Origin of the sequence: Pseudarthrobacter sp. W1I19, from assembly GCF_030817835.1 — a bacterium.
In the GTDB taxonomy this organism is placed as follows: Bacteria; Actinomycetota; Actinomycetes; order Actinomycetales; family Micrococcaceae; genus Arthrobacter.
Genome location: NZ_JAUSZR010000001.1, coordinates 3011513 through 3037284, shown reverse-complemented (window position 1 = coordinate 3037284; position 25772 = coordinate 3011513). Strand labels below are relative to the sequence as shown.

18 protein-coding genes, 1 tRNA gene and 1 pseudogene are annotated in these 25772 nt (G+C 66.9%); 12 read left to right on the top strand and 8 right to left on the bottom strand.

Annotated features, from left to right (window positions below; all coding sequences use genetic code 11):
- Positions 1–17 precede the first annotated feature (17 nt).
- From QF038_RS14150 to sufU, 10 genes are all read left to right on the top strand, one after another.
- Positions 18–1847 carry an ABC-F family ATP-binding cassette domain-containing protein gene (locus QF038_RS14150; RefSeq protein WP_307610701.1) on the top strand — a complete coding sequence of 610 codons (1830 nt, stop codon included), beginning with the start codon at positions 18–20 and terminating at the stop codon, positions 1845–1847.
- 162 nt (positions 1848–2009) lie between these two features.
- Positions 2010–2081, top strand: a tRNA-Gln gene (locus QF038_RS14145).
- A 108-nt stretch (positions 2082–2189) separates the two neighbouring features.
- On the top strand, positions 2190–3671 hold the full coding sequence (gene glmU, locus QF038_RS14140; protein WP_307610700.1) for a bifunctional UDP-N-acetylglucosamine diphosphorylase/glucosamine-1-phosphate N-acetyltransferase GlmU: 1482 nt from the start codon (positions 2190–2192) through the stop codon (positions 3669–3671).
- Entirely contained in the window at positions 3671–4651 is a 981-nt protein-coding gene (locus tag QF038_RS14135; RefSeq protein ID WP_307610699.1) for a ribose-phosphate diphosphokinase, read from the top strand. The genes glmU and QF038_RS14135 overlap by 1 nt, the downstream gene beginning before the upstream one ends.
- Before the next feature lie 290 nt (positions 4652–4941).
- Complete coding sequence (locus QF038_RS14130) at positions 4942–5538, top strand: 50S ribosomal protein L25/general stress protein Ctc (protein WP_091418405.1); 597 nt, start codon at positions 4942–4944, stop codon at positions 5536–5538.
- Positions 5539–5634: 96 nt separating this feature from the next.
- Positions 5635–6225, top strand: coding sequence for an aminoacyl-tRNA hydrolase (pth, locus tag QF038_RS14125; RefSeq protein WP_307610698.1), 591 nt, complete (start codon positions 5635–5637; stop codon positions 6223–6225).
- Between the two features lie 122 nt (positions 6226–6347).
- Positions 6348–9083 (top strand): LuxR family transcriptional regulator, encoded by a 2736-nt coding sequence (locus QF038_RS14120; RefSeq protein WP_307610697.1) that lies wholly within the window; start codon positions 6348–6350, stop codon positions 9081–9083.
- Positions 9084–9135: 52 nt separating this feature from the next.
- Positions 9136–11739 carry a LuxR C-terminal-related transcriptional regulator gene (locus QF038_RS14115; protein ID WP_373461646.1) on the top strand — a complete coding sequence of 868 codons (2604 nt, stop codon included), beginning with the start codon at positions 9136–9138 and terminating at the stop codon, positions 11737–11739.
- A gap of 470 nt (positions 11740–12209) precedes the next feature.
- Positions 12210–13535 carry a cysteine desulfurase gene (locus QF038_RS14110; protein ID WP_307610695.1) on the top strand — a complete coding sequence of 442 codons (1326 nt, stop codon included), beginning with the start codon at positions 12210–12212 and terminating at the stop codon, positions 13533–13535.
- Positions 13536–13562: 27 nt separating this feature from the next.
- Entirely contained in the window at positions 13563–14012 is a 450-nt protein-coding gene (sufU, locus tag QF038_RS14105; protein ID WP_307610694.1) for a Fe-S cluster assembly sulfur transfer protein SufU, read from the top strand.
- Positions 14013–14159: 147 nt separating this feature from the next.
- On the opposite strand, the gene QF038_RS14100 is transcribed toward sufU, so the two are convergent.
- Genes QF038_RS14100 through QF038_RS14090 form a run of 3 tightly spaced genes read right to left on the bottom strand, consistent with a single transcriptional unit; the run spans position 14160 to position 16429 of the window.
- Positions 14160–14381 (bottom strand): SCO4848 family membrane protein, encoded by a 222-nt coding sequence (locus QF038_RS14100; protein ID WP_307610693.1) that lies wholly within the window; start codon positions 14379–14381, stop codon positions 14160–14162.
- A 4-nt stretch (positions 14382–14385) separates the two neighbouring features.
- A complete protein-coding gene (locus QF038_RS14095; RefSeq protein WP_307610692.1) occupies positions 14386–14883 on the bottom strand; it encodes a DUF2505 domain-containing protein in 498 nt (165 codons plus the stop codon).
- Between the two features lie 43 nt (positions 14884–14926).
- Positions 14927–16429, bottom strand: coding sequence for an SDR family oxidoreductase (locus QF038_RS14090; RefSeq protein WP_307610691.1), 1503 nt, complete (start codon positions 16427–16429; stop codon positions 14927–14929).
- A 176-nt stretch (positions 16430–16605) separates the two neighbouring features.
- Between QF038_RS14090 and mfd the strand changes: the two are divergent.
- Both mfd and QF038_RS14080 read left to right on the top strand, forming a co-directional pair.
- Positions 16606–20326: pseudogene (mfd, locus tag QF038_RS14085) on the top strand (transcription-repair coupling factor).
- Positions 20327–20332: 6 nt separating this feature from the next.
- On the top strand, positions 20333–21145 hold the full coding sequence (locus QF038_RS14080; protein WP_307610690.1) for a metal-dependent hydrolase: 813 nt from the start codon (positions 20333–20335) through the stop codon (positions 21143–21145).
- Between the two features lie 118 nt (positions 21146–21263).
- On the opposite strand, the gene QF038_RS14075 is transcribed toward QF038_RS14080, so the two are convergent.
- From QF038_RS14075 to cobA, 5 genes are all read right to left on the bottom strand, one after another.
- Complete coding sequence (locus QF038_RS14075; RefSeq protein WP_307610689.1) at positions 21264–21527, bottom strand: hypothetical protein; 264 nt, start codon at positions 21525–21527, stop codon at positions 21264–21266.
- 51 nt (positions 21528–21578) lie between these two features.
- On the bottom strand, positions 21579–22304 hold the full coding sequence (deoC, locus tag QF038_RS14070) for a deoxyribose-phosphate aldolase (RefSeq protein ID WP_307610688.1): 726 nt from the start codon (positions 22302–22304) through the stop codon (positions 21579–21581).
- 144 nt (positions 22305–22448) lie between these two features.
- Positions 22449–23315 carry an FAD-dependent oxidoreductase gene (locus QF038_RS14065; protein WP_307610687.1) on the bottom strand — a complete coding sequence of 289 codons (867 nt, stop codon included), beginning with the start codon at positions 23313–23315 and terminating at the stop codon, positions 22449–22451.
- A gap of 257 nt (positions 23316–23572) precedes the next feature.
- On the bottom strand, positions 23573–24721 hold the full coding sequence (locus QF038_RS14060; protein WP_307610686.1) for a uroporphyrinogen-III synthase: 1149 nt from the start codon (positions 24719–24721) through the stop codon (positions 23573–23575).
- A gap of 14 nt (positions 24722–24735) precedes the next feature.
- Positions 24736–25770, bottom strand: a complete 1035-nt coding sequence (gene cobA / locus QF038_RS14055; protein ID WP_307610685.1) for a uroporphyrinogen-III C-methyltransferase — start codon at positions 25768–25770, stop codon at positions 24736–24738.
- Between the last annotated feature and the right edge of the window lie 2 nt (positions 25771–25772).

The following is a 25772-nucleotide window of genomic DNA, read 5'->3' as shown; positions in this document are numbered from 1 at the left end:
AGCAGAAAGCAGTTCCCTTGGCACACCTTCTTGGCGGCGAGAACCTCACCGTCTCCTACGCCACCCGCACCGTCCTGGACGGCATCACCCTCGGGCTTGAAGAGGGTGACCGCATTGGCATGGTGGGACGGAACGGCGACGGAAAGTCCACCCTGATGCGCCTGCTGGCGCTGCGGTCCACCCCTGACTCCGGCCGGGTTACCAAACGCGGGGACGTCAACGTGGGGTACCTGGACCAAAGCGACGTGCTCGACGGCGACCTGACAGTCGGTGCCGCGATCGTGGGGGACCAGGCGGATTACGAATGGGCGCGGAACCCGCAGATCCGCGAGATCATGGGCGGGCTGGTGTCCGATGTCGACTGGCATGCCAACGTCCACGCCCTGTCCGGCGGTCAGAAGCGCCGCGTGGCACTGGCCAAGCTCCTGATTGAGGACCACGACGTCATCATGCTGGACGAGCCCACCAACCACCTGGACGTGGAAGGCGTTGCCTGGCTGTCCCGGCACCTGAAGACACGCTGGCGGGCGAACCAAGGGGCTTTCCTGGTGGTCACCCACGACCGCTGGTTCCTGGACGAGGTCTGCAACAAAACCTGGGAAGTCCACGACGGCATCGTGGATCCCTTCGAGGGCGGCTACGCGGCGTACGTCCTGGCCCGCGCCGAGCGGGACCGCGCCGCTTCGGTTATGGAAAGCAAGCGCCAGCAGCTGGTCAAGAAGGAACTCGCGTGGCTGCGGCGGGGTGCCCCGGCACGGACCGCCAAGCCGAAGTTCCGGATTGAAGCGGCGAATGCCCTCATCGCCGATGTCCCCGAGCCCAGGGACTCCACCGCACTGAGCAAGATGGCCACTGCCCGCCTCGGCAAGGACGTGCTGGACCTGGAGAACGTCTCGCTGGACTTCCTCGGCGGCAGCGAAGGGCAAAAACTCTTTGACAACATCACCCTGCGCCTCGCACCTGGCGAGCGGCTGGGGCTGGTGGGTGTCAATGGTGCCGGCAAGACCACACTGCTGAGACTGCTCAACGGCCAGATCGAGCCGACGTCCGGCAAACTCAAGCGCGGCAAGACCGTGGTCACCGCCGTGCTGACCCAGGAGGTCAAGGAGCTCGACGACGTTTCCGATCTGCGCGTGATCGAGGTGATCGAGCGGGAGAAGCGATCCTTCAATGTGGGCGGCAAGGAGTTTTCGGCGGGCCAGCTCGTGGAGCAGCTTGGCTTCACCAACGAGAAGCAGTGGACCCCGGTCAAGGACCTCTCCGGCGGCGAGCGGCGACGCCTCCAGCTGCTGCGGCTGTTGGTGGGGGAGCCCAACGTGCTGATGCTCGACGAGCCCACCAACGACCTCGACACCGATACCCTCGCTGCAGTGGAGGACGTGCTCGACGGCTGGCCGGGCACCTTGGTGGTGGTCAGCCACGACCGGTACCTCCTGGAGCGCGTCACCGACCACCAGATGGCCCTGCTCGGCGACGGCAAGATCCGCGCCCTGCCGCGCGGCGTGGACCAGTACCTCGAACTCCGGGAAGCCACCCTGGCCGGTTCCACCATCACCGGCGGCGGCAACCCCGTCACGGGCGGGAGCTCCGGTGCGGCGGCTGCAGCCCCCGCCGGGCCTTCCGAAGCAGAAAAACGAGACGCCCGGAAAGCGTTGAACAGAATCGAGCGCCAGCTCAAGAAGCTGGAACAGCAGGAAAAGAAGCTCCACGACCAGATGGTGAAGAGCACGGAGCAGTCCGATTTCGATGCCCTGGCCGAACAAAACAAGGAGCTCAAGGAGCTCGCCGACGAAAAAGACGCCCTCGAGCTCGAATGGCTTGAAGCCTCCGAAGTCCTGGGGCAATAGGCTGCTTTCCCGGCATCACGGTCCACTCCGGAGGCCGCCATTCGACGCCGCCTGGCGACTGTTGCGCCTCCTTGGTCCGTGCCGGGCGGCCCCGTGTCGCGCGGCGCCCCGAACCCATGGCAAAATAGGGACTTGTGCCCGGCGCTTGCGCCTTGGGCACGGTCCGCTCTGGTGTAATGGCAGCACCCCGGCCTTTGGAGCCGTGGAGTATAGGTTCGAATCCTATGGGCGGAACTGCTGTGCCAGAAGCGTTCAGTCAGCACGACAAATCGGTTGCCCCGCCGGCTGGAAGCCGGGCGGGCGCCGCAAGCGCCAGCGTAACCAAGCAAGGAGAGCCCGTACGTGATCCCCGAGAAAACCGGCCCGGCCGCAGTGATCGTCCTGGCGGCAGGCGCCGGTACCCGGATGAAATCGCGTACCCCCAAGATCCTGCATGAAATTGGCGGCAGGTCCATGGTGGGGCATGCGCTCCTGGCGGCACGGAGCATCCACCCCCGCCAGCTGGCCGTGGTGGTCCGCCACGAGCGCGACCTCGTGGCACGCCACCTCTCCGACGTTGATCCGGCCGCGCTGATCGTGGACCAGGACGACGTCCCCGGAACCGGCCGTGCTGTGGAGGTCGCCCTGCAGGCCCTTGACGCGGAGCAGAACCTCACGGGAACGGTCGTGGTGACCTACGGCGATGTGCCGCTTCTGTCGGGCGCGCTGCTGGCCGAGCTGGTGGAAACTCACGAACGCGAGGCCAACGCGGTTACGGTCTTGACCGCTGTCCTGGACGACGCCACGGGATATGGCCGGATCCTGCGCGGCGAAGACGGCACCGTCACCGGCATCCGCGAACACAAGGATGCCTCCGACGCCGAGCGCCTCATCCGCGAAGTCAACTCCGGCATCTACGCCTTCGACGCCGCCGTCCTCCGCAACGCGCTGGCCCACGTCACCACCGACAACTCGCAGGGTGAAAAGTACCTCACCGACGTGCTCGCACTGGCCCGTCAGGCAGGCGGCCGCGTGGCCGCCGTCGTCACCGCAGACCGGTGGCAGGTGGAAGGCGCGAACGACCGCGTCCAGCTCGCTGCCCTCGGCGCTGAACTGAACCGCCGCGTCGTGGAAGCCTGGATGCGGGCGGGCGTCACCGTGGTGGACCCGTCCACCACCTGGATCGATTCCTCCGTGACCCTCGACGAGGACGTCCGGCTCCTGCCCAACACCCAGCTGCACGGCGCCACCCGCGTGGCAAGGGACGCCGTCGTCGGCCCCGACACCACCCTGACCGACGTCACTGTCGGCGAAGGCGCGAAAGTGGTCCGCACCCATGGCTCCGGCGCGGTCATCGGCCCGGACGCCGCCGTCGGTCCCTTTACCTACCTGCGTCCCGGCACGGTCCTGGGCGAAAGCGGCAAGATCGGCGCGTTCTACGAGACCAAGAACGTCACCATCGGCCGCGGTTCCAAGCTGTCACACCTTGGGTACGCCGGCGACGCCGAGATCGGCGAGGACACCAACATCGGCTGCGGCAACATCACTGCCAATTACGACGGCGAGAAGAAGCACCGCACGGTCATCGGCTCAGGCGTCCGGACCGGCTCCAATACTGTCTTTGTTGCCCCGGTCACCGTGGGGGACGGTGCCTACAGCGGCGCCGGCGCGGTGATCCGCAAGGACGTTCCGGCGGGCGCGCTGGCCCTGACGGTTGCTGCACAGCGCAACACCGAGGGCTGGGTGCAGGCTAACCGGCCCGGGACCCGCTCCGCCGAACTGGCCCAGGCAGCCACCTCACATTCCTCAAGTACCCCGGCATCTACAGAAGAGGGCAAGTCATAATGAGCGAAATCACGGCGCGCGGCGAAAAGAAGCTGGTGCTGGCCACCGGCCGTGCCCACCCCGAGCTGGCCCGGGAGATCGCCAAGGAACTGGGTACGGAACTGCTGCCGGTGGACGCCTACGACTTTGCCAACGGTGAGATCTACGTGCGCGCAGGCGAAAGCGTCCGCGGCACCGACGCCTTCGTCATCCAGGCGCACCCCGCCCCGCTGAACAACTGGCTGATGGAACAGCTGATCATGATCGACTCGCTGAAGCGGGCCTCCGCCAAGCGCATCACGGTGGTTTCACCCTTCTACCCGTATGCGCGGCAGGACAAAAAGGGCCGCGGCCGCGAGCCCATCTCGGCACGCCTGGTGGCAGACCTTTACAAGACCGCCGGCGCGGACCGCATCATGAGCGTTGACCTGCACACCTCGCAGATCCAGGGATTCTTCGACGGCCCGGTGGACCACCTGATGGCCATCCCGCTGCTTGCCGATTACATCCGGACCCGGGTGAACGCGGAAAACATCACGGTGGTCTCGCCGGACACCGGGCGTGTGCGCGTCGCGGAGCAGTGGGCCGAACGCCTGGGCGGCGCCCCGCTGGCCTTCGTGCACAAGAGCCGGGACCTGACCGTTCCCAACCAGGCCGTTTCAAAGACCGTGGTGGGCCAGATCGAAGGCCGCACCTGTGTGCTGATCGACGACATGATCGACACCGGCGGCACCATCTCCGGCGCGGTCAACGTGCTGAAGAACGCCGGGGCCAAGGACGTTATCATCGCGGCCACGCACGCAGTCTTCTCCGAGCCGGCCGCGCAGCGCCTCTCGGAGTCCGGTGCCCGTGAGGTAGTGGTCACCAACACCCTGCCGCTTTCCGCGGCGCAGCGCTTCCCGCAGCTGACGGTGCTCTCGATTGCGCCGCTGATCGCCCGCGCGGTCCGTGAAGTGTTCGACGACGGCTCCGTCACCAGCCTGTTCGACGGCAAAGCCTGACCGCATTGCCGGTGGTTGAGCTTATCGAAACCCTGGTTTCAAGGAGCTCAACCACCGGCGCCGGCCCGGACCCGATTCGGCCATCCGGTCCGGCGCTGGTAGACTCTTCAGCGATACCTTGGCGAGGGAGAACGCCGGTTACCGCAGCTGCGGGAACCGGACTGCAGTCTCCGTTATCGACTGGGTCTGAATCTCCCTTCGAAGTGGGCCGCCTCCGGGCCGCCTGGCGTTGAAGGTCGCAACAGACCTCCGCCCTTGCTGAACACCGTTTAGTTTTCAAGGAGATCTCCATGTCTGAGCAGAAGCTCGCAGCAGAAGTACGTACCGAATTCGGCAAGGGCTACGCCCGCCGCGCCCGGATGAACAACCAGATCCCCGCCGTCATCTACGGCCACGGCGCAGAGCCCATCCACATCACCCTGCCGGCCAAGGCAACCACCCTGGCTGTCCGCACGGCCAACGCCCTGCTGTCCCTGGACATCAACGGCGAAGGCCACCTGGCCCTGGTGAAGGATGTCCAGCGCGACCCGATCAAGCAGATCATCGAGCACATCGACCTGCTGACCGTCCGCCAGGGCGAAAAGGTTACCGTTGACATCCCCGTCCACGTTGTTGGCGAAGTTGCCCCCGGCAACGCCTACAACCAGGAACTGACCGTCATCTCGCTCGAGGCTGAGGCAACCCACCTGCCCACCGCCGTAGAGGTTAACATCGAAGGCCGCACCGCCGGACAGCACATCCACGCTTCCGACCTGGTCCTGCCCAAGGGCGCTGTCCTGCTGGCCGACGCCGACGCACTCGTTGTGAACATCTCCGAGGCCACCGAGTCCGCCGAGGAAGGCGCCGAGGAATCTGCTGAAGGCGCTTCCGCGGCAGCAGCCGAGTAATTCCGCTGGTGTGCAGTGGCCGGACCCCAAGGGTCCGGCCACTGTCGTCTCTGCCCACCTGCCGCGCGTCCCCGTACTCCACTTTAGGATTGACCCATGACTGACACCTGGCTGATCGTCGGCCTCGGAAACCCCGGAGCCCAGTATCAAGGCAACAGGCATAACGTCGGCCAGATGGTGCTGGACGAACTCGCAGGCCGGATGGGCGCGGGTTTCAAGACCCACAAGGCGCGGGCACAGGTGGTGGAGGGGCGGCTTGGAATCGGCGGCCCCCGCGTGGTGCTGGCCAAACCGATGAGCTACATGAACGTTTCAGGCGGCCCGGTCTCGGCCCTGGCCAATTTCTACGGCATCGAACCGGATCACGTGGCAGCAGTTCACGACGAAATCGACATCCCCTTCAACACGGTCAAGCTCAAGATTGGCGGGGGAGAAGGCGGCCACAACGGGCTGCGGGACATCTCCAAAGCGCTCGGCACCAAGGACTACTACCGTGTCCGCGTAGGAGTGGGCCGGCCGCCCGGCCGGATGGACACCGCCGACTTCGTGCTGCGGGATTTCGGCACTGCCGAGCTCAAAGAGCTGCCCTTCCTGCTGGACGAGGCGGCTGATGCAGCGGAGTTGCTGGTGCGTGACGGACTGCTGGCAGCCCAGCAGAAGTTCCATCCTGCGAAGTCTGAGCGATAGCGACATAAAAACTTAAAGTCGCATGAACCTGTTTCCTTGTCTGCGCGACGATGTACTCTAACTCCAAGGCGGGGGAGCAATGGGGCTACATCCCGCCACCAGGGGACGTAGGGGATAAGTTCATGTCAATCGAGCCACTCAGCTGGGGACGTGGGTCAACACCTCAGGGCGCTGGGCTGCAGACCGAAACCTCCGGAACACCAGGGGGGCAACAGTGGTCTGCTCCTGCCCGCAGCGCAAACCTTGAATCCATCCGGGCAGCGTTGACCACTGAAGATTCCCTCGGCGTTGTCATCACCGGCGGCAGAGGCGTGGGAAAGTCATCACTTGCCCGGGCCGCGGTGGCCGATCTTGGCCCTGATATCTGGTCGCTTCAACTCCGCAGCGGCCCTTCCGGCGCCAAGACCCCCTATGGCTGCCTTTCCTTCCTGCTGGCCCGCCTGCCCCAGGCCTACATGGGTTCGCCCACCGCCATCCTGCGCGGCATCACGTCATTGATACGGAGCGATGCCGCCGGGCGGCCCTGCGTTATCACCCTTGATACGTCCGGAAGCATTGACGACATGAGCGCCGGGGTGCTCCTGAACGTGCTCCTGACCGGCACCGCAAAGATCATCGCCGTCGCACCGAAGATCAGCGATCTTCCCCCCGACTTCCACTGGCTGCTCGCGGACCGGCGCCTGACTGAGGTCCGGCTCAGCAACCTGAACGAACTGCAAACCCGCCAGGTGCTGTTGTCCCTGCTGGGCCACCGGGTCTCCGCTTCGTTGGTGGCGACCTACCACCACACGGTGGGCGGCAACCCGCTGCTGCTGAAGGCCCTGGTCACCGAACAAAAACTTTCCGGGAACCTGGTCCTTTCCGACTCCGTCTGGACCCTTCGCGACAAAGTGGTGCTCGACGGCGCCGCCAGCCTTGATGACATCGTCCGCTCCCGCTGGTCCAGGGAGACGCCGGAAACCCGGGAAGTCATCGAAATGCTTTCCTGCGCCCGGCGGGTGGAGCTCGCCAGGCTCACTGCCATCTACAGTGCCGACGTCGTGGCGGACATGGAGGACGCGGGCCTGCTGGAGATCGACGACTCCGACCACCGCTGGGTCTCGTTGCGTGAGAAGTACATCGGCGAAGTAGTGCGCTCCTGGTTGAGCATTGCCCGGCGGCGGGAGTTACGGGGCGGGCTCCTCGGCGGGACGGAACCCGATCCGGCGGAGATGGCAGTCGATGAGCTGATGGCCTTCGCCGCCTGGACCCATGAATGCGAAGCCGAACTCAGCCCGGCACTGGCCCTCGCCGCCGCTGAAGCCGCCGTTCAACTCTTTGATCCCCATTTCGCCCTGGCCTACGCGGACATGCTCAAGAGGACGGACCGGGAGTGGGTGCCGGCCCAGCGGCATAAGGCCGCCGCTTACCTTCAGCTGAACCTGCCCGTCCAGGCCCTGGCAGCCTTGGATGATATCTCGCAGCCCGAGCTGGACAGCGTGGGAGTCGAAGAGTACGCACACGTTGTGGCTTCCAAGGCCCGGGTGATGCTGTGGCTTCCAGAGCAGGCAGGTAAGATTCCGGCCCTCCTTGCCGCGGCCGGGGAAAGGCTGGAGGCCGCCACAGGCCAGGCTGCATGGCCGAATCCGGCAGTTGCCGCCGCACACCGGGTGGCATTAAGCGGGTTCGAGTACCGCGCATTCGCCGGTGAGTACGCTGCCATGATTCCGGAGCTTGAGGCAGCAGCGGACCCGGCCCTCAACCCGGACACCTCCTACCGGATGCAGGCTTCCGTCATCCTGATGAGCGCACTGTCCCTGACGGGGCGGGAAATGGACGCGTTGAGCCTGATGCGGAGGATTGGCGGGCAGATCTCGGATGCATCGCACGTGGTGGGTCTGCGCGAGCAGTACACCAGGGAGGCCTTCATGGTGCTGCTGACGGCCGGGCAGTGGCGCCGCTGCATCGACCTTGTCGGACAGCGGGTCGACGGCGAACCGGACCGTATGCCTTACCGGAGTGCCGCATCTGAACTTGCGGCCGGCCTGGCCTATGTTTTTTCGGGGCGTGGCGGCGCTGCCCTTGACCCGTTGATTTCGGCGGTGGCCCAGCTGGAGCTGCAGCCTGCCCAGAGCGCCCTGCGCTCGGCATACGCCGCAACGGCCCTGGCGTATGCCCAGACCGGCAACGCCACCCAGGCGCGGAAGTATCTGGGCAAACTCCAAAGGACTCCGGGCAAAGCCAGTTTTTCCGCCGAGAACATTATTGAGTTCTGCGCCCTGGTTGCCGGGCGCTGGCTGGGCGACTCCGAAGCGGTTGCCGGACTGAAGCAGTCGGCCGAGCGGAACATGAGGGCAGGGATCTACACCATGGCAGGAATCAGCCTGCTCGCTGCGACGGTCAACGGCAGCGACGCCGACTTCCGCCTCCTGGAGGACATCGCCGGGCATCGGCAGGGTCCTTTGGCAGAAGTCTCCCGGCTCATTGCGCTGGGCAGCCGGACCAAGGATGCCAAAACCCTCCTCGCAGCCGGTGAACTGGCGGCCACGCTGGAACTGGACGCGGTGGAGGCCCGCTGCATGGCGCTGGCCGTGGACTTCGCCCGGCAGGACGGGGATGCCGTCTCCGCCCGCACCGCCCAGGCCAGGCTGGACATCCTGGCGGCCACGGTGGCAAATCTTCCCATCATGCCCAGCAGCGGCAGCCCGCTGCTCACCGCGCGGGAGCGCCAGATCGCGCGGCTCGCCGGCCGGGGAGCCTCAAACCGTGACATCGCCCTGGAAATGGGTGTGTCAGTCCGAACAGTTGAAGGCCATTTGTACCAGGTCTTCACTAAGCTCGGCGTAACTTCCAGGGGTGATCTGACTGGACTCGTCTAACGGCCACAAACCGCAAACAGCCCACCGCGCCCTTACCGGGCGCCGGGAGCCGCTGGAACGGATCTGCAATATTGTCCGGAACGGCAGCAGCCATGCTGTTTTCCTCATGGCCGGGCCGGGCATCGGCAAAACGTCCCTAACGGAGGCGATTGCCGAGCGTTTCGCGGGGCAGCTGAACATCCTGCAGATCCACGGCAGCTCCGCCCTCGCGGCCGTGCCCTTCGGCGTCCTCACCCCCTATACGGGAGACCTGAGCGCTGAAGAGTCCGTCTCGCCGGTAGCGGTTCTGCGGTCAATGTGGACCTACTTCGAAAAACTCAAGGCAGGCCGCGGAGCCCCGGTCCTGCTGGTGGTGGATGATGCCCACCACCTGGACGACGCCTCGGCCGGCGTACTGGCAGACCTTATCTCTGCCGGCTGGGCTACGGTGGTGGCTGCTGCCAGGCCCCGGCCCGGCCTCCCGCAGCCGTTGGACCAGCTCTGGTACGACGGCCTTGCCGAGCGGGTGGACCTGCGGCCCCTGAACCGGGAACAGATCGAAGAGGTATTGGCCCACGTCCTCGACGGAACCGTGCCGCCGGCAACGGTTGATGCTGTCTGGCACGGCTCCGGCGGCAACCCGCGCATCCTGGACGCACTGCTGCACGATGCCGCCGAAACGGGCGTCCTGGCCAAGCGGAACGGCATCTGGATACTGTTGGGGGCCCTGCCTTCTGACGGCCCCCAGCTCATGGCTGTGGTGACGAAGGACCACCTCCGGCGGGCGCCGGAGGAACAGGAGGCCCTGAAGCTCATAGCCCTCGCCGGACCGGTAGGCCGGAAAGTGATCGAGGACATCAGCGGGGCCGCGGTGGTCCGGTCCCTCATTGACCAGCAGATGGTTTCCGAGAGCTCCGGGGTTCCGGCCGAACTCTCCATGTGGAACGCCCTGTTTGCCAAAGCGATCAGGAACACCTTGTCAGTGTCCCGGAGCCTGCAACTGCTGGAAAGGATCCGGGCCCATCAGGACGGCACCGCCCTGCGCGGCGAGGGCATGCTCCGCTCCGTCGAGTGGGCATTCGAGGTTGGCCTGCGGATTCCTGATCCCGAGATGCTTCAGGCCGCCCGCGAAGCCCTGCGGCGGTTCCGCAACGACAGTGCCCGCACCATAGCTGCCAAAATCCGGGATCCCGGACTGGTGCCCCTGGCTAAAGCCATCCAGGCCCGGGCGCTCTATAACGAGGGCATGTACGGGCCTGCTGCCGATCTCCTGGACGCCTGCTGGCTGCAGTTATCCGGTACGGCGGAAGGCCCCGCCGTCGTACTGCTCCGGGCCGCCGCCCACCAGGCGAATGGCGCCCCGCTCAACGCCCTCGCAGAGGACCTGCGCGAGCACGTCCTACAGCGCGACGACGGCGACCGCACCGCACCGGATCACCTCCTGCGCGTCGTGCGCCTCCTGGAACTGGGCGCGGACGTTGACGCCGAAGCGCTGGCCGTGGAGGTCAGGGACATCAGGAACAGCACCTCCGCGGATGCCGGGGGCGAACCGCTCAGGGCGTTGGGAGAGGCACTCCTGGCGCACGCCCTGGCTGCCACCGGCCGCGCCTCCGAGGGCCTGGATTCGGCGCTTCTGGCCACTTCCGAGCTGCCTCCGCTGGAAGACAGCCTGTTCTTCTATACCGAGTTTGTGCTGGGCCGGCTGGTGACCGACTACCTTGCCATGGGGGAGTGGGAATCGGCCGAGCGTGAACTCGACAATTACGCCGCAAGCCATTCGCCGGGGTCTGCCACGTTCAACGGCAGCCTCCAGGTGCTGCGGGGGTACTCCCTGCTGCGGCAGGGCCGGATGGAGCGTGCATACCAGGTGCTGCTGCCGGCCGTGGAGGCACTCCGGCTAAACGATCCGCTGCAGCTGTTCCGCTTTGCTTCAGCGTTGGGTTTTTATGTTGCCGCAAGACTGGGGGATTCGGCCCAGGCGCAGCGCCTGGAACAGGACTACAGCGATGCGGGGGCGGGCGGGGCGGCCCACGAGCTCCTGGCCGCCGCGTACAGCGCCGCTGCCGCCGAGTACCTGTCCCGGGACGGCAAGGGCCTTGCCGCGCTGCACACGCTGGCCACCACGCCGGATGCCACCGCGAGGGCCGGAACCCTGCTTGAGCTCCTTGCCATCTGCTGGGATCTGGGCGACCCCTCGGTTATCCCGATGGTGCAGACGGTTGCCCAGGGAGTGGAGGGCCGGTGGGCGCAGGCGATGATTGCCCTGGCCGCCCGGTGGGAAGAAGCCGACGGGGATGCGCTAATGGAGACGGCCTCCGCACTGGAGGAAGCGGGCTTCGTGAACCTGGCACGGGAAGCCTACGCCCGTGCCAGCACCCTGCTGGAGCAGGCGGGGGAACGCCGGCGCTCCAGGCAGGCTGTGGCCCTGCGCGAGAAATGCGACCACGAGCTCGGCGAAAGATTCCGGGAAGGCCGCTTTATCGCCGCGGCGCCGGCCGTCCACCTTACCCGGCGTGAACAGGACATTGTGGGACTGGCTGTCCAGGGCCTCACGGACCGTGAGATCGCCCAGCGGCTGATGGTATCGGTGCGCACCGTGGAGGGCCACCTGTACCGCACGTACGTCAAGCTTGGCGTGCGGAGCCGGGATGAGCTGGAGTCCGCACTGCCCAAGTAGGCCTTCACCCGCCCGAGCCCCCGGTTGTGCTTCCCTGAGGCACCGCCGTGGCATCTCCATGCCCTCCGTCCGCAATTGGCCGGGGCGCTCCCGAGTGGTTTCCGGGCCTGCGGGTATCTGCCGCCCTAGGTAGTCCCACGTGGCGGAATTCGAGTACATCCTACTCGTGTGCCGGGTGGCCGCGGAGTATTTACTTATGGAACCAAAGCAAGCGGCACGAAAGAAGCCGCAGCGGCGGGAACACAACCAGGCCTTGTATCCAACAAACTTCCGGTCCACTGGGACCGGGCTGGACGGGGCCGGCGACGTCAGAGTCTTCTGAGACCGAGACTCTCCCCCCAGCCGTCGCCGGCCCTCCACTCCGCGGGCTGAAGCCCGGAGCGACTGTGGCGGCTGCCCCCACCGGGCGGCCGCCACAGCCGTGTGTGGGACAATTGAGTGTCATCCGTTGGCATTTCAAGGAGTTTGTTTTGGCCGTAGTTTCAACGCCAGCCACACTGGAACGTGCCCTACCGGTGATGGACAACGCCGAAGTGCAGCGCATCCGCAACGACTTTCCAGTCCTGGACCAACTGGTCAACGGTCGCCCGCTGATCTACCTGGACTCCGGAGCCACGTCCCAGAATCCGCTCAGCGTCATCGAAGCCGAGCAGGAATTCTACGAGCAGCGCAACGCCGCCGTGCACCGGGGCGCCCACCACCTCGCGGTCGAAGCCACCGAGGCGTTCGAGGACGCCCGGCAGAAGGTGGCCGACTTTGTGGGCGCCGACTACTCCGAGGTCATCTGGACGTCCAATGCCACCGAGGGCCTGAATCTCCTCAGCTACGCCCTTTCCAATGCGGGTTTGTGGGCAGCCCAGGGCAGGGGCGACGCCCGGCTCAAGGAGCTTGCCCTGAACCCTGGCGACGAAATCGTGGTCACCGAGATGGAGCACCACGCCAACCTCATTCCCTGGCAGGAACTCGCCTTCCGCACCGGGGCTACCCTGCGGTACATCCCCGTGGACGACGACGGCAGCCTCCGTATGGACGTGGCCCGGGACATCGTGAACGGCCGGACAAAGCTCCTGGCCTTCACCCATGCCTCCAACGTCCTGGGCACCATCAACCCCGTCAGTGAACTCGCAGCCCTGGGCCGGGAGGCCGGAGCCCTGGTGGTACTGGACGCCTGCCAGTCCGCCCCGCACATGCCGCTGGACGCCAAAGAGCTGGATGTGGACTTTGCGGTGTTCTCCGGGCACAAAATGCTCGCACCCACGGGAATCGGCGTGTTCTACGGGAAGCAGGACCTCCTGGACGTGCTGCCGCCGTTCCTGACCGGCGGCTCCATGATCACCACGGTCACCATGGAGCGGGCCGAGTACCTGCCGGCGCCCCAGCGCTTCGAAGCCGGGACCCAGCGCATCTCGCAGGCGGTGGCGCTGGCCGCGGCCGTGAACTACCTGACCGAAACAGGGCTGGACCGGATCCACCGGTGGGAGGCCGAGCTCGGCCAGCGGATGGTCACCGGCCTCGAATCCATCCCGGGCATCCGCGTCCTCGGGCCTGCAGCCGGGCAGGACCGCATCGGGCTCGCCGCCTTCGACGTCGACGGTGTGCACGCCCATGACGTGGGCCAGTTCCTGGACTCGCGGGGCATCGCGGTGCGGGTGGGCCACCACTGCGCGCAACCGCTGCACCGCCGGCTGGGTCTGACCGCCACCACCAGGGCGAGCGCCTACCTCTACAACACCACGGACGACGTCGACCAGTTCCTGGATGCCGTCGCGGGCGTGCGTGCCTACTTCCGCGCCTAAGACCCCACACACCCTGAAGGTAAAACCATGAGCCTCGACCAGCTGTACCAGCAGATCATCCTGGACCATTCCAAAGCCCGGCATGGCAGCGGACTGGCCGGCACCGATGCGCCCAACGGCGCCACCACGGGCCAATCCCACCAGCTCAACCCGGTCTGCGGCGACGAAGTAACACTGCGCCTGGCCGTCAGCGACGGGAAAGTGGCACAGGTTGCCTGGGACGGCGCGGGCTGCTCCATCTCCATGGCCTCGGCCTCTGTGCTGACCGACCTGGCAGAGGGCATGACCGTGGCGGAACTTCACGAGGTGATCGACAGCTTCCGCGAGGTCCTGCGATCCCGGGGAAAGATCCATGCGGATCCGGACTTGCTGGGCGACGCGGCAGCGTTTGAGGGAGTGGCCCGGTACGCGGCACGGGTCAAGTGCGCCATGATTTCCTGGGTTGCCGCCGAGGACGCGCTCAACCAGGCTGCCTGAGAAGGCAAGAACCAAGACAGCAAAACGTCCGGCCCTCCTCCCAACGGGATGAGGGCCGGACGATTTTTGTTGCCTGGCGGGCCCGGTTTGATGTCTGGCGGGCCTGGTTCGATTTCTGGCGGGGCCTGGTTCGATTCCTGACGGGGCCTAGCTGAACAGCCCCAGAATTCCAATCAGGGCCGTGGCCGCACCCAGCACCATCGAGATGGCTACCAGCACCACGTGGACGGTGAGGAATCTCGTGGCCTTGCCGGCGGCGTCGCGGGCGCGCGGATCCTTCATGACCCGGCGCAGGAACTGCGGCCAGACCACCAGCGACCAGATGCCGGCAACGATCAGGACCAGCGCGGCAAAGACGGGCAACTCCACGCGGCTAGTGGCTTTCCAGCCAGGCCTGTGCCTGCTGGGCCTGCAGGTTCAGTGCCTTGGCAACCATCGGCTCGGCAGCGTCGGCGATCTTGCCGCCCAGGAACGGCACCGAGGACTTTACAGCACCTTCGAGCTCCACGCGGGTGCCGCCGTCGGCCGCTACCAGCCGCTGGACGGCCGTAACGTCCACCGGGGCGCCGGCGATCTTCAGCGAGATGTTGCTCTGCCGGGAGCCGTCGGCGGCGGGAGCGTCCCAGTTCTCCACCTGGGTCACCTTCAGGTGCTCACCCACGAACTTGCGGGCGAACTCGGGCAGCCGGGTGGTGGGCAGGGTCCGCACGGACGTGGCGCTGAACGCGCCGGCAACGTCGCCGTCTACGGTGAAGGATTCCAGGCTGCCGCCCACCAGCTGGCTGACGTGGCGCTGGAAATCCTCGTTCACCAGGACAGCTGCAACGCTGGGGACGGAGTGCGGAAGGGTGGTGGTTGCGCTCAAGGCCATGGGTCCTCCTGGGACGTGGGGGTCGGATTAGGCTCCAAACATCCTACGGGGTCCGGCCGCCCGGCTCCGCATCCACCAGCTTCCGTGCCGCGCCGGTGATGTTCCTGGCCATGGCCGGGAAGATCAGGCTGTGGAACGGCAGGACAGCGAGCCAGTACAGCCGCCCGCTGAGCCCCTTGGGGAAGAAGATAGCCCGCTGACGGTAGCGGCTGCCGTTCCCGTCCGGCTCCACCGACAGCTCCAGCCAGGCACGCCCCGGGGCCCGCATTTCGGCCCGGAGCCGCAGCAGTTTCCCGCGATCGATCCGTTCCACCCGCCACCAGTCCACCACCTCTCCGGTCGCCAGCGTGTGCGGGTGCCTGCGTCCCCGCAGCAGCCCGGCTCCGCCTGTCAGTTTGTCCAGCCATCCCCGCACCTGCCAGGCCAGCGGCAGGGAGTACCAGCCGTTCCGTCCGCCGATGCCTTCGATGACCGTCCACACATGGGCAGGATCGACGTCGCCATGGAAGGTCCGTTCGTCGATGTACACCTTGTGCCCGGCCCAGCCGGGGTCGCTGGGCAACGGATCGGCATCGACGCCGGCGTTGGCCCACGTGGTCTCCACCTGGCCGTCGCGTTCCTTGCCCAGGGCCAGGGCGACGGCAGTGCGGTAGGCGGTCAGGCCGCCGTCCGGCTGCGGAATGAAGTGATCGATGTCGTGCTCATCGGCGACGGCATCGTGCTGCAGCGACTGCACAAGGGGCACGGCCATGGACAGCGGGATGGGGGTGGTCAGGGCCACCCACATGCCAGCCAACTTGGGTGCCGGAACCGGCAGGGCCAGCACCGGCCGGTAGGGCAGGCCGGCTTCCGCAGCGTATTCCTGCATCATGCCGGCGTACGTGAGGACCTGGCGGCAGCCGACGTCGAAGGTGCGGTTAAGCGGGCCGTCCAGGGACGCCGCGGCGACGAGGTAGTACAGGACATCGCGCACAGCGATGGCCTCGATCCGGTTCCGGACCCAGCTTGGCGCCGGCATCAGCGGCAGCGTTTCGGCGAGGTGGCGGATCATCTCGAAGGATGCCGAACCCGAGCCGATGACCACCCCGGCCTGGAAGACCACCGCATCCACCGGGCTGTCCAGGAATACCTGGCCCACGGCCTCCCGGGAACGCATGTGGGTGGAAAGCTCCACGCCCTTGGGATGGAGCCCGCCCAAGTAGACAATCCTGTCCACTCCGGCGGCGGCCGCGGCCCCGGCAGCAGTCCGTGCCATCTCCTGTTCCTTGGCTTCAAAACCGGCACCGGCTGCCATGGAGTGCACCAGGTAGTAGAAGACGTCGACGCCGGCCAGCGCCGCCCGCAGCGCCCCGGCGTCGTCCAGGCTGCTTTCCACCACCTCCACCTGGTCCCGCCACGGGACGCCGGCGATCTTGCCGGGGGAGCGCACCAGGACTTTGACCGTGTGCCCCTCGTCCAGGAGCCTGGGCACCAGCCGGCCGCCGATGTAGCCGGTGGCGCCGGTCACCAGCACAGTTTTGGCTGGATGCTTACTGGTTCCGCTCATGCTGTGCCCTCTCGTCCTTTTCCTTTACCTGTCCCTGTGTAGGGGTTCGGAGCCGCGGCGGCCCTGGACGGCTGCCATGTCACTGGCTGGGGGTAGGCTGGAACTACCCGGGATTCGCAGCGAATTTCGGGCTTTCGCGCTGCCTGCTTTTTCGTAACACCACAGGAGCTTCTGCCATGAGCCTTCCCGGCCCGTCCACCGCCGGCACATCCATCGCTGGAAAGTCCGGCACCGGCAAATCCAGCACCGGTAAGCCCAGCGTAGGCCCTTCGTTGGAGGGACTGCGCCGCGCCCTCGCCGCGGACCAGACGTTCGCCCGGGTACGCGCCGAGGCTGCCCGCGGCTTCGCTGTCCGCGGCCAGGATTACCAGATCAGTGCCCCGGCGGGGCTGCGGCCTGTGCTGCTTGCCGAGATGGCCGACGGTGTGGCTGCCGCCGCCGGGGGAGCGGACGGTGCGGGGCCGGGCGTGGTCCTGGCCGTCACCGCCACCGGCCGGGAGGCCGAGGACCTTACCGCCGCCCTGCGCGCGTACCTTCCTGCCGATGCCGTGGCCGAGTTCCCCAGCTGGGAGACCCTCCCGCACGAACGGCTTTCACCGCGCTCGGACACGGTAGGGCGGCGGCTGTCCGTGCTGCGCCGCCTCGCGCACCCCGAAACGTCGACGGCGGGGCCGCTCCGGGTGGTGGTGGCGCCCGTCCGCGCCGTGGTCCAGCCCGTTGTGGCTGGCCTGGGTGAGCTGGTTCCCGTCACACTCAAAGTGGGCCAGGAGAAGCCGTTCACCGATGTGGTGCGCAGCCTGGCCGACGCCGCCTACGCCCGGGTGGACATGGTGACCCACCGTGGCGAATTCGCCGTCCGCGGCGGCATCATCGACGTTTTCCCGCCCACTGAGGACCACCCCATCCGGGTCGAATTCTTCGGCGACGAAGTGGACCAGATGCGCTGGTTCGCCGTGGCCGACCAGCGCTCGCTGTCTTCCCCCGGTCTGCACCACCCCACCGAACTGCACGCACCGCCGTGCCGCGAAATCCTCATCACCCCGTCCGTGATGTCCCGCGCGGCAACCCTCAAAACCCAGCTTCCGGCTGCAGCGGACATGTTGGAAAAGATTGCCGGCGGCATCGCCGTGGAAGGCATGGAATCCCTCGCTCCGGTGCTGGTGGACGCCATGGTCCCGTTTGTGGAGCAGCTGCCCGCCGGTTCCATCTCCGTTGTCATCGAACCGGAGAAGGTCCGAACCCGCGCCCACGATCTCGCCGCCACGAATGAGGAATTCCTGGAAGCGGCCTGGTCCATGGCGTCCGACGGCGGGACCGCGCCGCTGGACCTCACCTCGCAGGCGAGCGCTGCCCCTCCATTCCGCCAGCTTCCGGTCGCTGACGGAGACCCGCACCTCTTCCCTGGAGCATGGGGTTTCGTGGTGGTCCATCACGTCGCTGGCCCAGGATGAGGAACTGCTGCCCGAGATCGACGTCCTGAACCTGCACGCCCGCGAACCGCGCGGCTACCAGGGCGAGGTCGCGGAAATGATGGACTTCATCGGGTCCCACGTGCGGGACCAGTGGCGGATCGTGGTGGCCACCGAGGGCCCTGGGCCCGCCCAGCGGCTGGCCGAACTGTTCCACGACGCGGACATCCCCTGTGCCCGGGTGGACAGCCTGGACCACGAACCCCAGGCGGGCATCATAGAGGTGACCACTGCCGCCGTCGGACGCGGTTTTGTCCTGGACGGGCTGAAGCTCGGCCTGCTCACCGAAGCGGACCTGCTGGGCCGGACCTCCGCCGGGTCCACAAAGGACATGCGCCGCATGCCCTCGAAGCGGCGCAACGCGGTGGACCCGCTCCAGCTGGTCGCAGGCGACCATGTGGTGCACGAACAGCACGGCATCGGCCGGTTCGTGGAGCTGATCCAGCGCAAGGTTGCCGGCGGTGGTGATGGAGTTCGTGAGTACCTGGTCCTGGAGTACGCGCCGTCCAAGCGCGGCGCCCCGGGGGACCGGCTGTTTGTCCCCACGGACCAGCTGGACCAGGTGACGCGCTATGTCGGTGGCGATACGCCGGTACTGAGCAAGATGGGCGGCGCGGACTGGGCCAGCACCAAGTCCAAGGCCCGGAAGGCCGTCAAGGAGATCGCGGGCGAGCTGATCCGGCTGTATTCGGCCCGGATGGCCTCCCGCGGGCACGCCTTCGCCCCGGACACTCCCTGGCAGCGCGAGCTCGAGGAAGCCTTCCCGTACGTGGAGACCCCCGATCAGCTGACCACCATCAACGAGGTCAAGGCGGACATGGAGCGCGAGATCCCCATGGACCGGCTGGTGTCCGGCGACGTGGGCTACGGCAAGACGGAGATCGCCGTGCGTGCAGCGTTCAAGGCGGTCCAGGACGGCAAGCAGGTGGCTGTGCTGGTTCCCACCACCCTGCTGGCGCAGCAGCACTACGAGACATTCACCGAGCGCTTCTCCGGGTTCCCGCTGCGGGTGAAGGCCCTGTCCCGGTTCCAGGGAACCAAGGAAACCAAGGAAACGGTGGAAGGCGTCAAGAGCGGATCGGTGGACGTGGTGATCGGCACGCACCGTCTGCTGTCCAAGGACTTCGAGTTCAAGGACCTGGGCCTGGTAATCGTGGACGAGGAACAGCGCTTCGGCGTGGAGCACAAGGAAGCGCTGAAGAAAATGCGCACCAACGTGGACGTGCTGGCCATGAGTGCCACCCCCATCCCGCGCACTCTGGAAATGTCCCTCACCGGGATCCGCGAGACGTCCACCCTGGCCACCCCGCCGGAGGAACGGCACCCTGTCCTGACCTACGTGGGACCCTACACGGACAAGCAGACCTCCGCCGCCATCCGGCGTGAGCTGATGCGCGAAGGCCAGGTGTTCCTGGTCCATAACCGGGTGTCCACCATTGAGCGCACCGCCGCCAAGATCCGCGAACTGGTCCCGGAAGCCCGGGTGGAGGTGGCCCACGGGCAGATGTCCGAGAGCCGGCTGGAGCAGATCATCGTGGACTTCTGGGAGAAGCGGTTCGACGTGCTGGTGTGCACCACCATCATCGAAACCGGCCTCGACATCTCCAACGCCAACACCCTGATTGTGGACGGGGCGGACAAGTACGGCCTGTCCCAGCTTCACCAGCTCCGCGGACGCGTGGGCCGCGGCCGCGAGCGTGCGTACGCCTACTTCCTCTACCCGTCGGAGAAACCGCTGGGCGAAGTTGCACTGGAACGGCTCAAAGCGGTGGCCACGCACAACGAACTGGGCGCAGGTATGCAGCTGGCCATGAAGGACCTCGAAATCCGCGGCGCGGGCAACCTGCTGGGCGGCGAACAGTCCGGGCACATCCAGGGTGTGGGCTTCGACCTCTATATCCGCCTGGTGGGCGAGGCCGTGGCCGACTTCCGCGGCGAGGCCGAGGAGAAGGCCGCCGAGATGAAGATCGAACTGCCGGTCAACGCCCACCTTCCGCACGACTACGTGCCGGGGGAGCGGCTCCGGCTGGAGGCCTACCGCAAGCTGGCAGCAGCCCTCACCAACGAGGCCATCGACGAAGTCCTGGCTGAGCTGGTGGACAGGTATGGTGAGCCGCCGCTGCCCGCCCAGAACCTGGTGGCGGTGGCCCGCTTCCGGGTGGGGGCGCGGGAAGCGGGCCTGTCCGACGTCGCGCTGCAGGGCAACTTCATCAAGTTCTCGCCGGCCGCCCTCCCCGAGTCCAAGGTGATGCGGCTGAACCGGATGTACCCGGGATCCCAGTCCAAGCCCGCCCTCGACGCCGTGCTGATCCCCAAGCCGAAAACGGCGAAGATCGGCGGCCGGGACCTGCAGGACGCGGAGATCCTGGAATGGGCCAACGGCGTCATTCGCAACATCTTCTCGGACCAGCCACTGGCGGTGGGTTAGGACTTGATGGGAGGACATCACGCCGCGTCGGGAGCCGCGGCGTGGGTAGCTATTGCCTCAACGGGGCCGTACACCCTTGGCTGGTATCCGCTGGACGCCACCGGGATCCTGATCGGCGGGATGGCGACGGCGGGCACCGCGCTGGTGTGCGACTGGGACCACCGGCACAGCACGGTAGCGAATGCCCTGCCGCCGCTGTCGAATCTGATCGCCGTCGGAATTGAAAATGCCAGCGGCGGGCACCGGCAGGGGACACACTCCCTCCTTGGAGCTGCCTTCTTTGTGCTGCTGGCCACGTTGGCCGGTCAGTTCCAGCTGCAGACCCAGTGGGGCCTGCTCTCCGTGGGTGCCGGCCTGCTGTGCATGTTTATGATCAACATCGCGGCCAAGGCGTTGAAGCTGTTCCCGAAGGCGGGGTTCATCAGCAACTGGATCTTCGCGCTGACCATGGCCGGGCTTGTCACCTGGTTCGCGCCGGACCAGTGGACCTGGCTGCCCGTTTCGATGCTGACAGGCGTGGTGGTGCATATTGTGGGGGACCTCATCACCACAAACGGAGTGCCCCTGCTGTGGCCGCTGGTGATCCGGCCGCCCAAGGTGCTGCGCCGGCTGCCGCTGCTGCGCCAGGTGTGGCGGCCCAACGGCGCGCTGTCCGTACCGTTGCTCGGCCGTGCGGGGTCCAAGCGCGAGTGGCTGCTGCTGATCCCCGTGAGCGCTTACGCGATGGTGGGGTTGTGTGTGGCCGGCTGGGCGATAGCCCGGACCCACTGGACCAGCGTGACGGCGGCAGCCGAAGCCTGGACCCGCATCTGGTTCTAAGTATGCAGAAACCCCCGGGACAGCGGTCCCGGGGGTTTCGTTGGCTTGTTACCCAACTGGGTAGCACTAAGTGTCGCTACGAGCGTTCAAAACGACAGTTACTGCTACTTACTTGGGATTAGTGCTCGCCGGCGGAGTCCGAGCGGCCCAGGATGGTTTGCGGGATCCAGTACGCCAGGGCGAACAGCGCCAGGCACGCGGCCATGGGCCACGGGTTGCCGAGCGTCAGGAAAGACAGGGAATAGATGGCGCCGAGGAACAGGGCCATGCAGACCACAAAGAGGATGATGCTTGTGCCGAGCTTGTTCTCGTTCTGGGGGGTCTGGAGTGCCCCTTCGTGAGACGCCGGGCCGTGGCTGGAAGCCGTGATCTTGCTGGACATTCATTCCTCCTTGGCCGCGGGGGCCTCAATCTGTGGCGGCTCCGGTTGCCGTCAGTAGGAGGACGAACCCTGTTCACCCTTGACGATGGCGATGCCGGAGCTGGCACCAATACGTGTTGCACCTGCAGCAATCATAGCCTGCGCGTCCTCGAGGGAACGCACGCCGCCGGAGGCCTTGACGCCAAGGCCGGGACCTACCGTGCGGCGCATCAGGGCGATGTCCTCGGCGGTGGCGCCTCCGCCGTTGAAGCCGGTTGAGGTTTTGACGAAATCAGCGCCGGCCTCCACGGCGGCTTCACAGGCAAGGACCTTCTGGCTGTCCGTGAGCAGCGCCGTTTCGATGATGACCTTCAGGGTGGCATCACTGGCGTGGACAGCCTCCGCCACCGACGTGATGTCCTCAACCAGCGCGCCCTTGTCCCCGGCACGGGCAGCGGCGATGTTGATGACCATGTCCACTTCGTCGGCGCCGTCCAGCACAGCCCCGCGGGCCTCGAACGTCTTGACGTCCGTGGGCGTGGCGCCCAGCGGGAAACCTACCACCGAGCAGGTGAGGACGCCGGAACCCCGAAGGGCCTTCTTCACGGTCTTGACCCAGACGGGGTTCACGCAGACGGACTTGAAGTGGTACTCAGCCGCTTCGGCACACACTTTGAGGACATCGGCCTCACCCGCTTCGGGCTTCAGCAGCGTGTGGTCGATGAATGACGCGATGCTGCCGGAAGACGGGGCGCCGGTTGCGGCTGTTTGAACGGAAGGGGTGGCTTCGTTGCTCATGATGGTCCTCTCCAAGGGGCCGGTGGGCCGAGGCGTTGTGACGCCCTGGCTCGTTTCGGAACCATCTTGCCACAGAGCAACGCGTGGTCATTTCCGGCCCATCTTTCCCCGTGGAACGGGCCGTAAGTGACCTCGCGTTGCTGGTCAGGCGGCGGCCGGCAGCGCGGAGGGAGCGGACGAAGCGGACGAAGCGCTCAGGAGCTCCGTGGCGCAAGCGCCCGCCGCGGAAGCCGCCGCGACCAGCAGGCCCAGGCGGACGCCGTCGAACGCTGCCGCGTCACCGATGGCCCAGATTCCGGGGACGGAGGTGCGGAAGTCCTTGCTGATGACAATCCCGCCGGTAGCGGCGGTCTGCAGGCCCGCGCTGGCGGCAAGGCCGTCCCGGGACACCCGTTCTTCGGCCAGGACCACCAGGTCGCCGATCATGCTGCTGCCATCCTCGAAAACAACGCTGGAGGCTGCGAGCCCGGCTGAGGTGCCGGGAACCACCGCGGCCGGCCGGGCCGTAGTGCGGATGGGCCGCACACCCCTGGCACGGAGCACGGCCTCAGCCTGCCCGGCTGCGGCACCCGTGCCCACCAGGATCCCCAGCGGCCGACGGCCCAGTTCCCGCGTGACTTCGCTGACGGCCTCGCCAATCCGGGCGGCGTCGTCGATGGTGGAGTAGCTCAGGCAGCGGTTGGCGCCCTCCACCGGGTTGGCCACCGCTGCTGATCCGGTGGCGATGACCAGCTGGTCGTAGCTGAATTCCATGCCGTCCGCCGTTGCCACCGTCCGCGTCTCCGGGTCGATGTGGCTCGCGGGCTGGCCGAACCGGACCGAAACCTGGGGGAGCAGCGCCAGCTCCAGCAGCTCCTCGGGAGTGTCGTCCCGGTTGCTCAGCACGGTGATGGTGCCCGTGAACCGTGCACGGTTGAGCTGGCTGACCAGTGCCTGGGCAGCAGGTCCCGCTCCCGCAATGACGATGCGGGTGGCGGGAACGGTGGAGGTGGAGGGTGCCGGAGCGGACATGTGCTGGCCCTTTCGCTGGCGGCCGGTGAACGGCCGGAACTTCGTGATGGAACCCAGCGTAGAACCCTGCTTTTTCCGGGGTGTTTCCCCTCAGTTGCCGTTTAACCGGCCCGCGTTCGCCAGTTTTTACCGGCCGGTAACAGAACCCGTGACGTGCCTCTCATCCGTCTGCGGACGGACACATTCGGAGTGCATCCCGCCATATGCAAAGTGCCCGGGTCCAAAACCCGGGCACTTCGAGTGGCGCTTTGGAGGCACTAGACGCGGATCCGGTAGCCGCGCTTCACCACTGTCTCCACGAGACGGCCGTCCGGGAGCGAGGAACGGAGCCGGCTCACGGTCATGTCCAGCGCGTGGACCGAACCGCGCAGTTCCAGCAGGTCGGACAGGGATTCGCGGGACAGGACCGCGCCGCCTGCCCCCAGCAGCGCACGGAGCAGCAGCAGCGGGGCCGGTGCCAGTTCCACCGGCTGGCCGTCGATCCGCAGGCTCCTGCCGCGCAGCTCGATGTTGCCGGACCTCGTATCCAGGCGCCGGACATGGTTCAGTGCGAGGTGCTCGCACACCAGCCGGATGAGCGCCCCCATCCGGAAGCGTTCCGGAATCAGGGGGGTGATACCGGCGTCCAGCAGCGGCTGCGCGGTCACCGGACCCACCACGGCCGTGGTTACGTTCGTCTTCAGGCTGTCGATCAGCTGCTTGTAGACGCCCATTTCGTGGGCAGTGCTCCACAGGGCGTCGACGGCGGGCGCGCTGGTGAAGGTGAGGACGTCCAGGTTTCCGCTGCATACCGCCTCGATGAGGCGGGGAAGCTTGTCCTCGCCGTCGGGCTTCACCCAGCGGTATGGGGTGACAGTCAGGACGGTGGCACCGGACATGCGCAGGCGCTCCAACTGCCGGACATCCGTGTAGCCGTGCAGCTGCACGGCCACGGTCTTGCCGCGGACGCCTTCGGTCAGCAACATATCCACCAGGGTGGCGGTGGTTTCGTCGCTGCTGATTCCGACGTCGGCCAGGCCGGCCGCGCGCACCGCGCCGCGGGCCTTGGGTCCCCGGACGAACATCCGGCAGGCACCGAGGGTTTCCAGCAGCTCGTCGCCGATGCCGAAGGAATCCGCTGCCTCACACCAGCGGCGCATGCCGTAGGCGGTGGTGGCGATGCACAGGTCCGGCTTGGCGGCGATGATGGCCCGGGTGTCGTCGATGAGGCGCATGTCCTCCTGGACCGGGGCGATCTTCAGGGCGGGGGCGTGCAGCACCTCGGCGCCGCGGCGTTCGAGGGCCTCGATCAGGTCCTGGGACCGCCGGTCCGAGGTCACACCGATGCGGAAACCCTCCAGCGGCGCTTCTGCCGCCTCGGGCGTTTCGTCGACCTGTGGTGTTTCGGCCGGTGCGAGTGCATTCATGGAGGTCAATCCTTTCACGAGCCCAGCAGCGAGGCCGCCAGCCTGTCCAGGTCGGCGGCGGCCTCAGCATGCCCGCGGTTGGCTTCCGCCACCCGCACCACCTCACCGATGACCAGCACAGCCGGGTTGCTGCAGCCGGCGGCCGCCGTGGTGATGGTGCCCAGGTCCGCAATGGTGGTGCGTTGTCCGGGCCGGTAGCCACGTTCAACAATCGCCATGGGCATGTCCGTGCGCATTCCTGCCCGGCGGAGGCCTGCGGCAAGCTGGTGCAGGGTGCCGATGCCCATTAACACAACGATGGTGCCGCCCAGGCCGGCCAGGTGCTGGTGCTCCTTTTCGGTCAAAGGGGCGTGCCCGGAGACCACGGTGAACATGTGGCTCACTTCGCGGTGCGTCACGGGGATTCCGGCCGCCGCGGGGACGGAGATGGCGCTGGTGACGCCGGAGATGACGCGGACCGGGAGGCCGGCTGCCACGCAGGAGGCAACTTCCTCGCCGCCGCGGCCAAAGACGTACGGATCGCCGCCTTTGAGCCGGACCACGTTGTTGCCCGCGAGGGCGCTTTCCACCATCAGCTTTTCGATGTCGGCCTGGCTGACTTTGTGGTGCCCGGGCTTCTTGCCCACATCCACGAGTTCTGCCGAGGTCAGCTGCGGCAAGTCCTGGCAGGGGGCCAGCCGGTCATAAAAGACGACGTCGGCATCGCGCAGCGCCTTGACGGCGCCGACAGTGAGCAGCTCGGTGGTTCCGGGTCCGCCGCCTACCAGGGTGACGTGGCCTACCGGTCCGGCAGCAGGTTCCACTGCCACGGGGATACCGGCTGCGCGGCACCGGTCCAGCAGCGGCTCCCAGCCGGGCTGCCCGTCGTCGACCGCTGCCACCAGGAAGGGGCGCTCGGGCAGGGGGCCGTCATGGCCGGCGCCCTGCGGGGTGCTGAGGCGGTACACCAGGGCGCCGGCGGCCTCGTAGCGGCGCACCGCCTGCCGGGCGGCGTGGTCCGAGCCGGCCACCAGGACGTCGCGGCCGGTGAGGTCGATGGTGAGCTGCATGG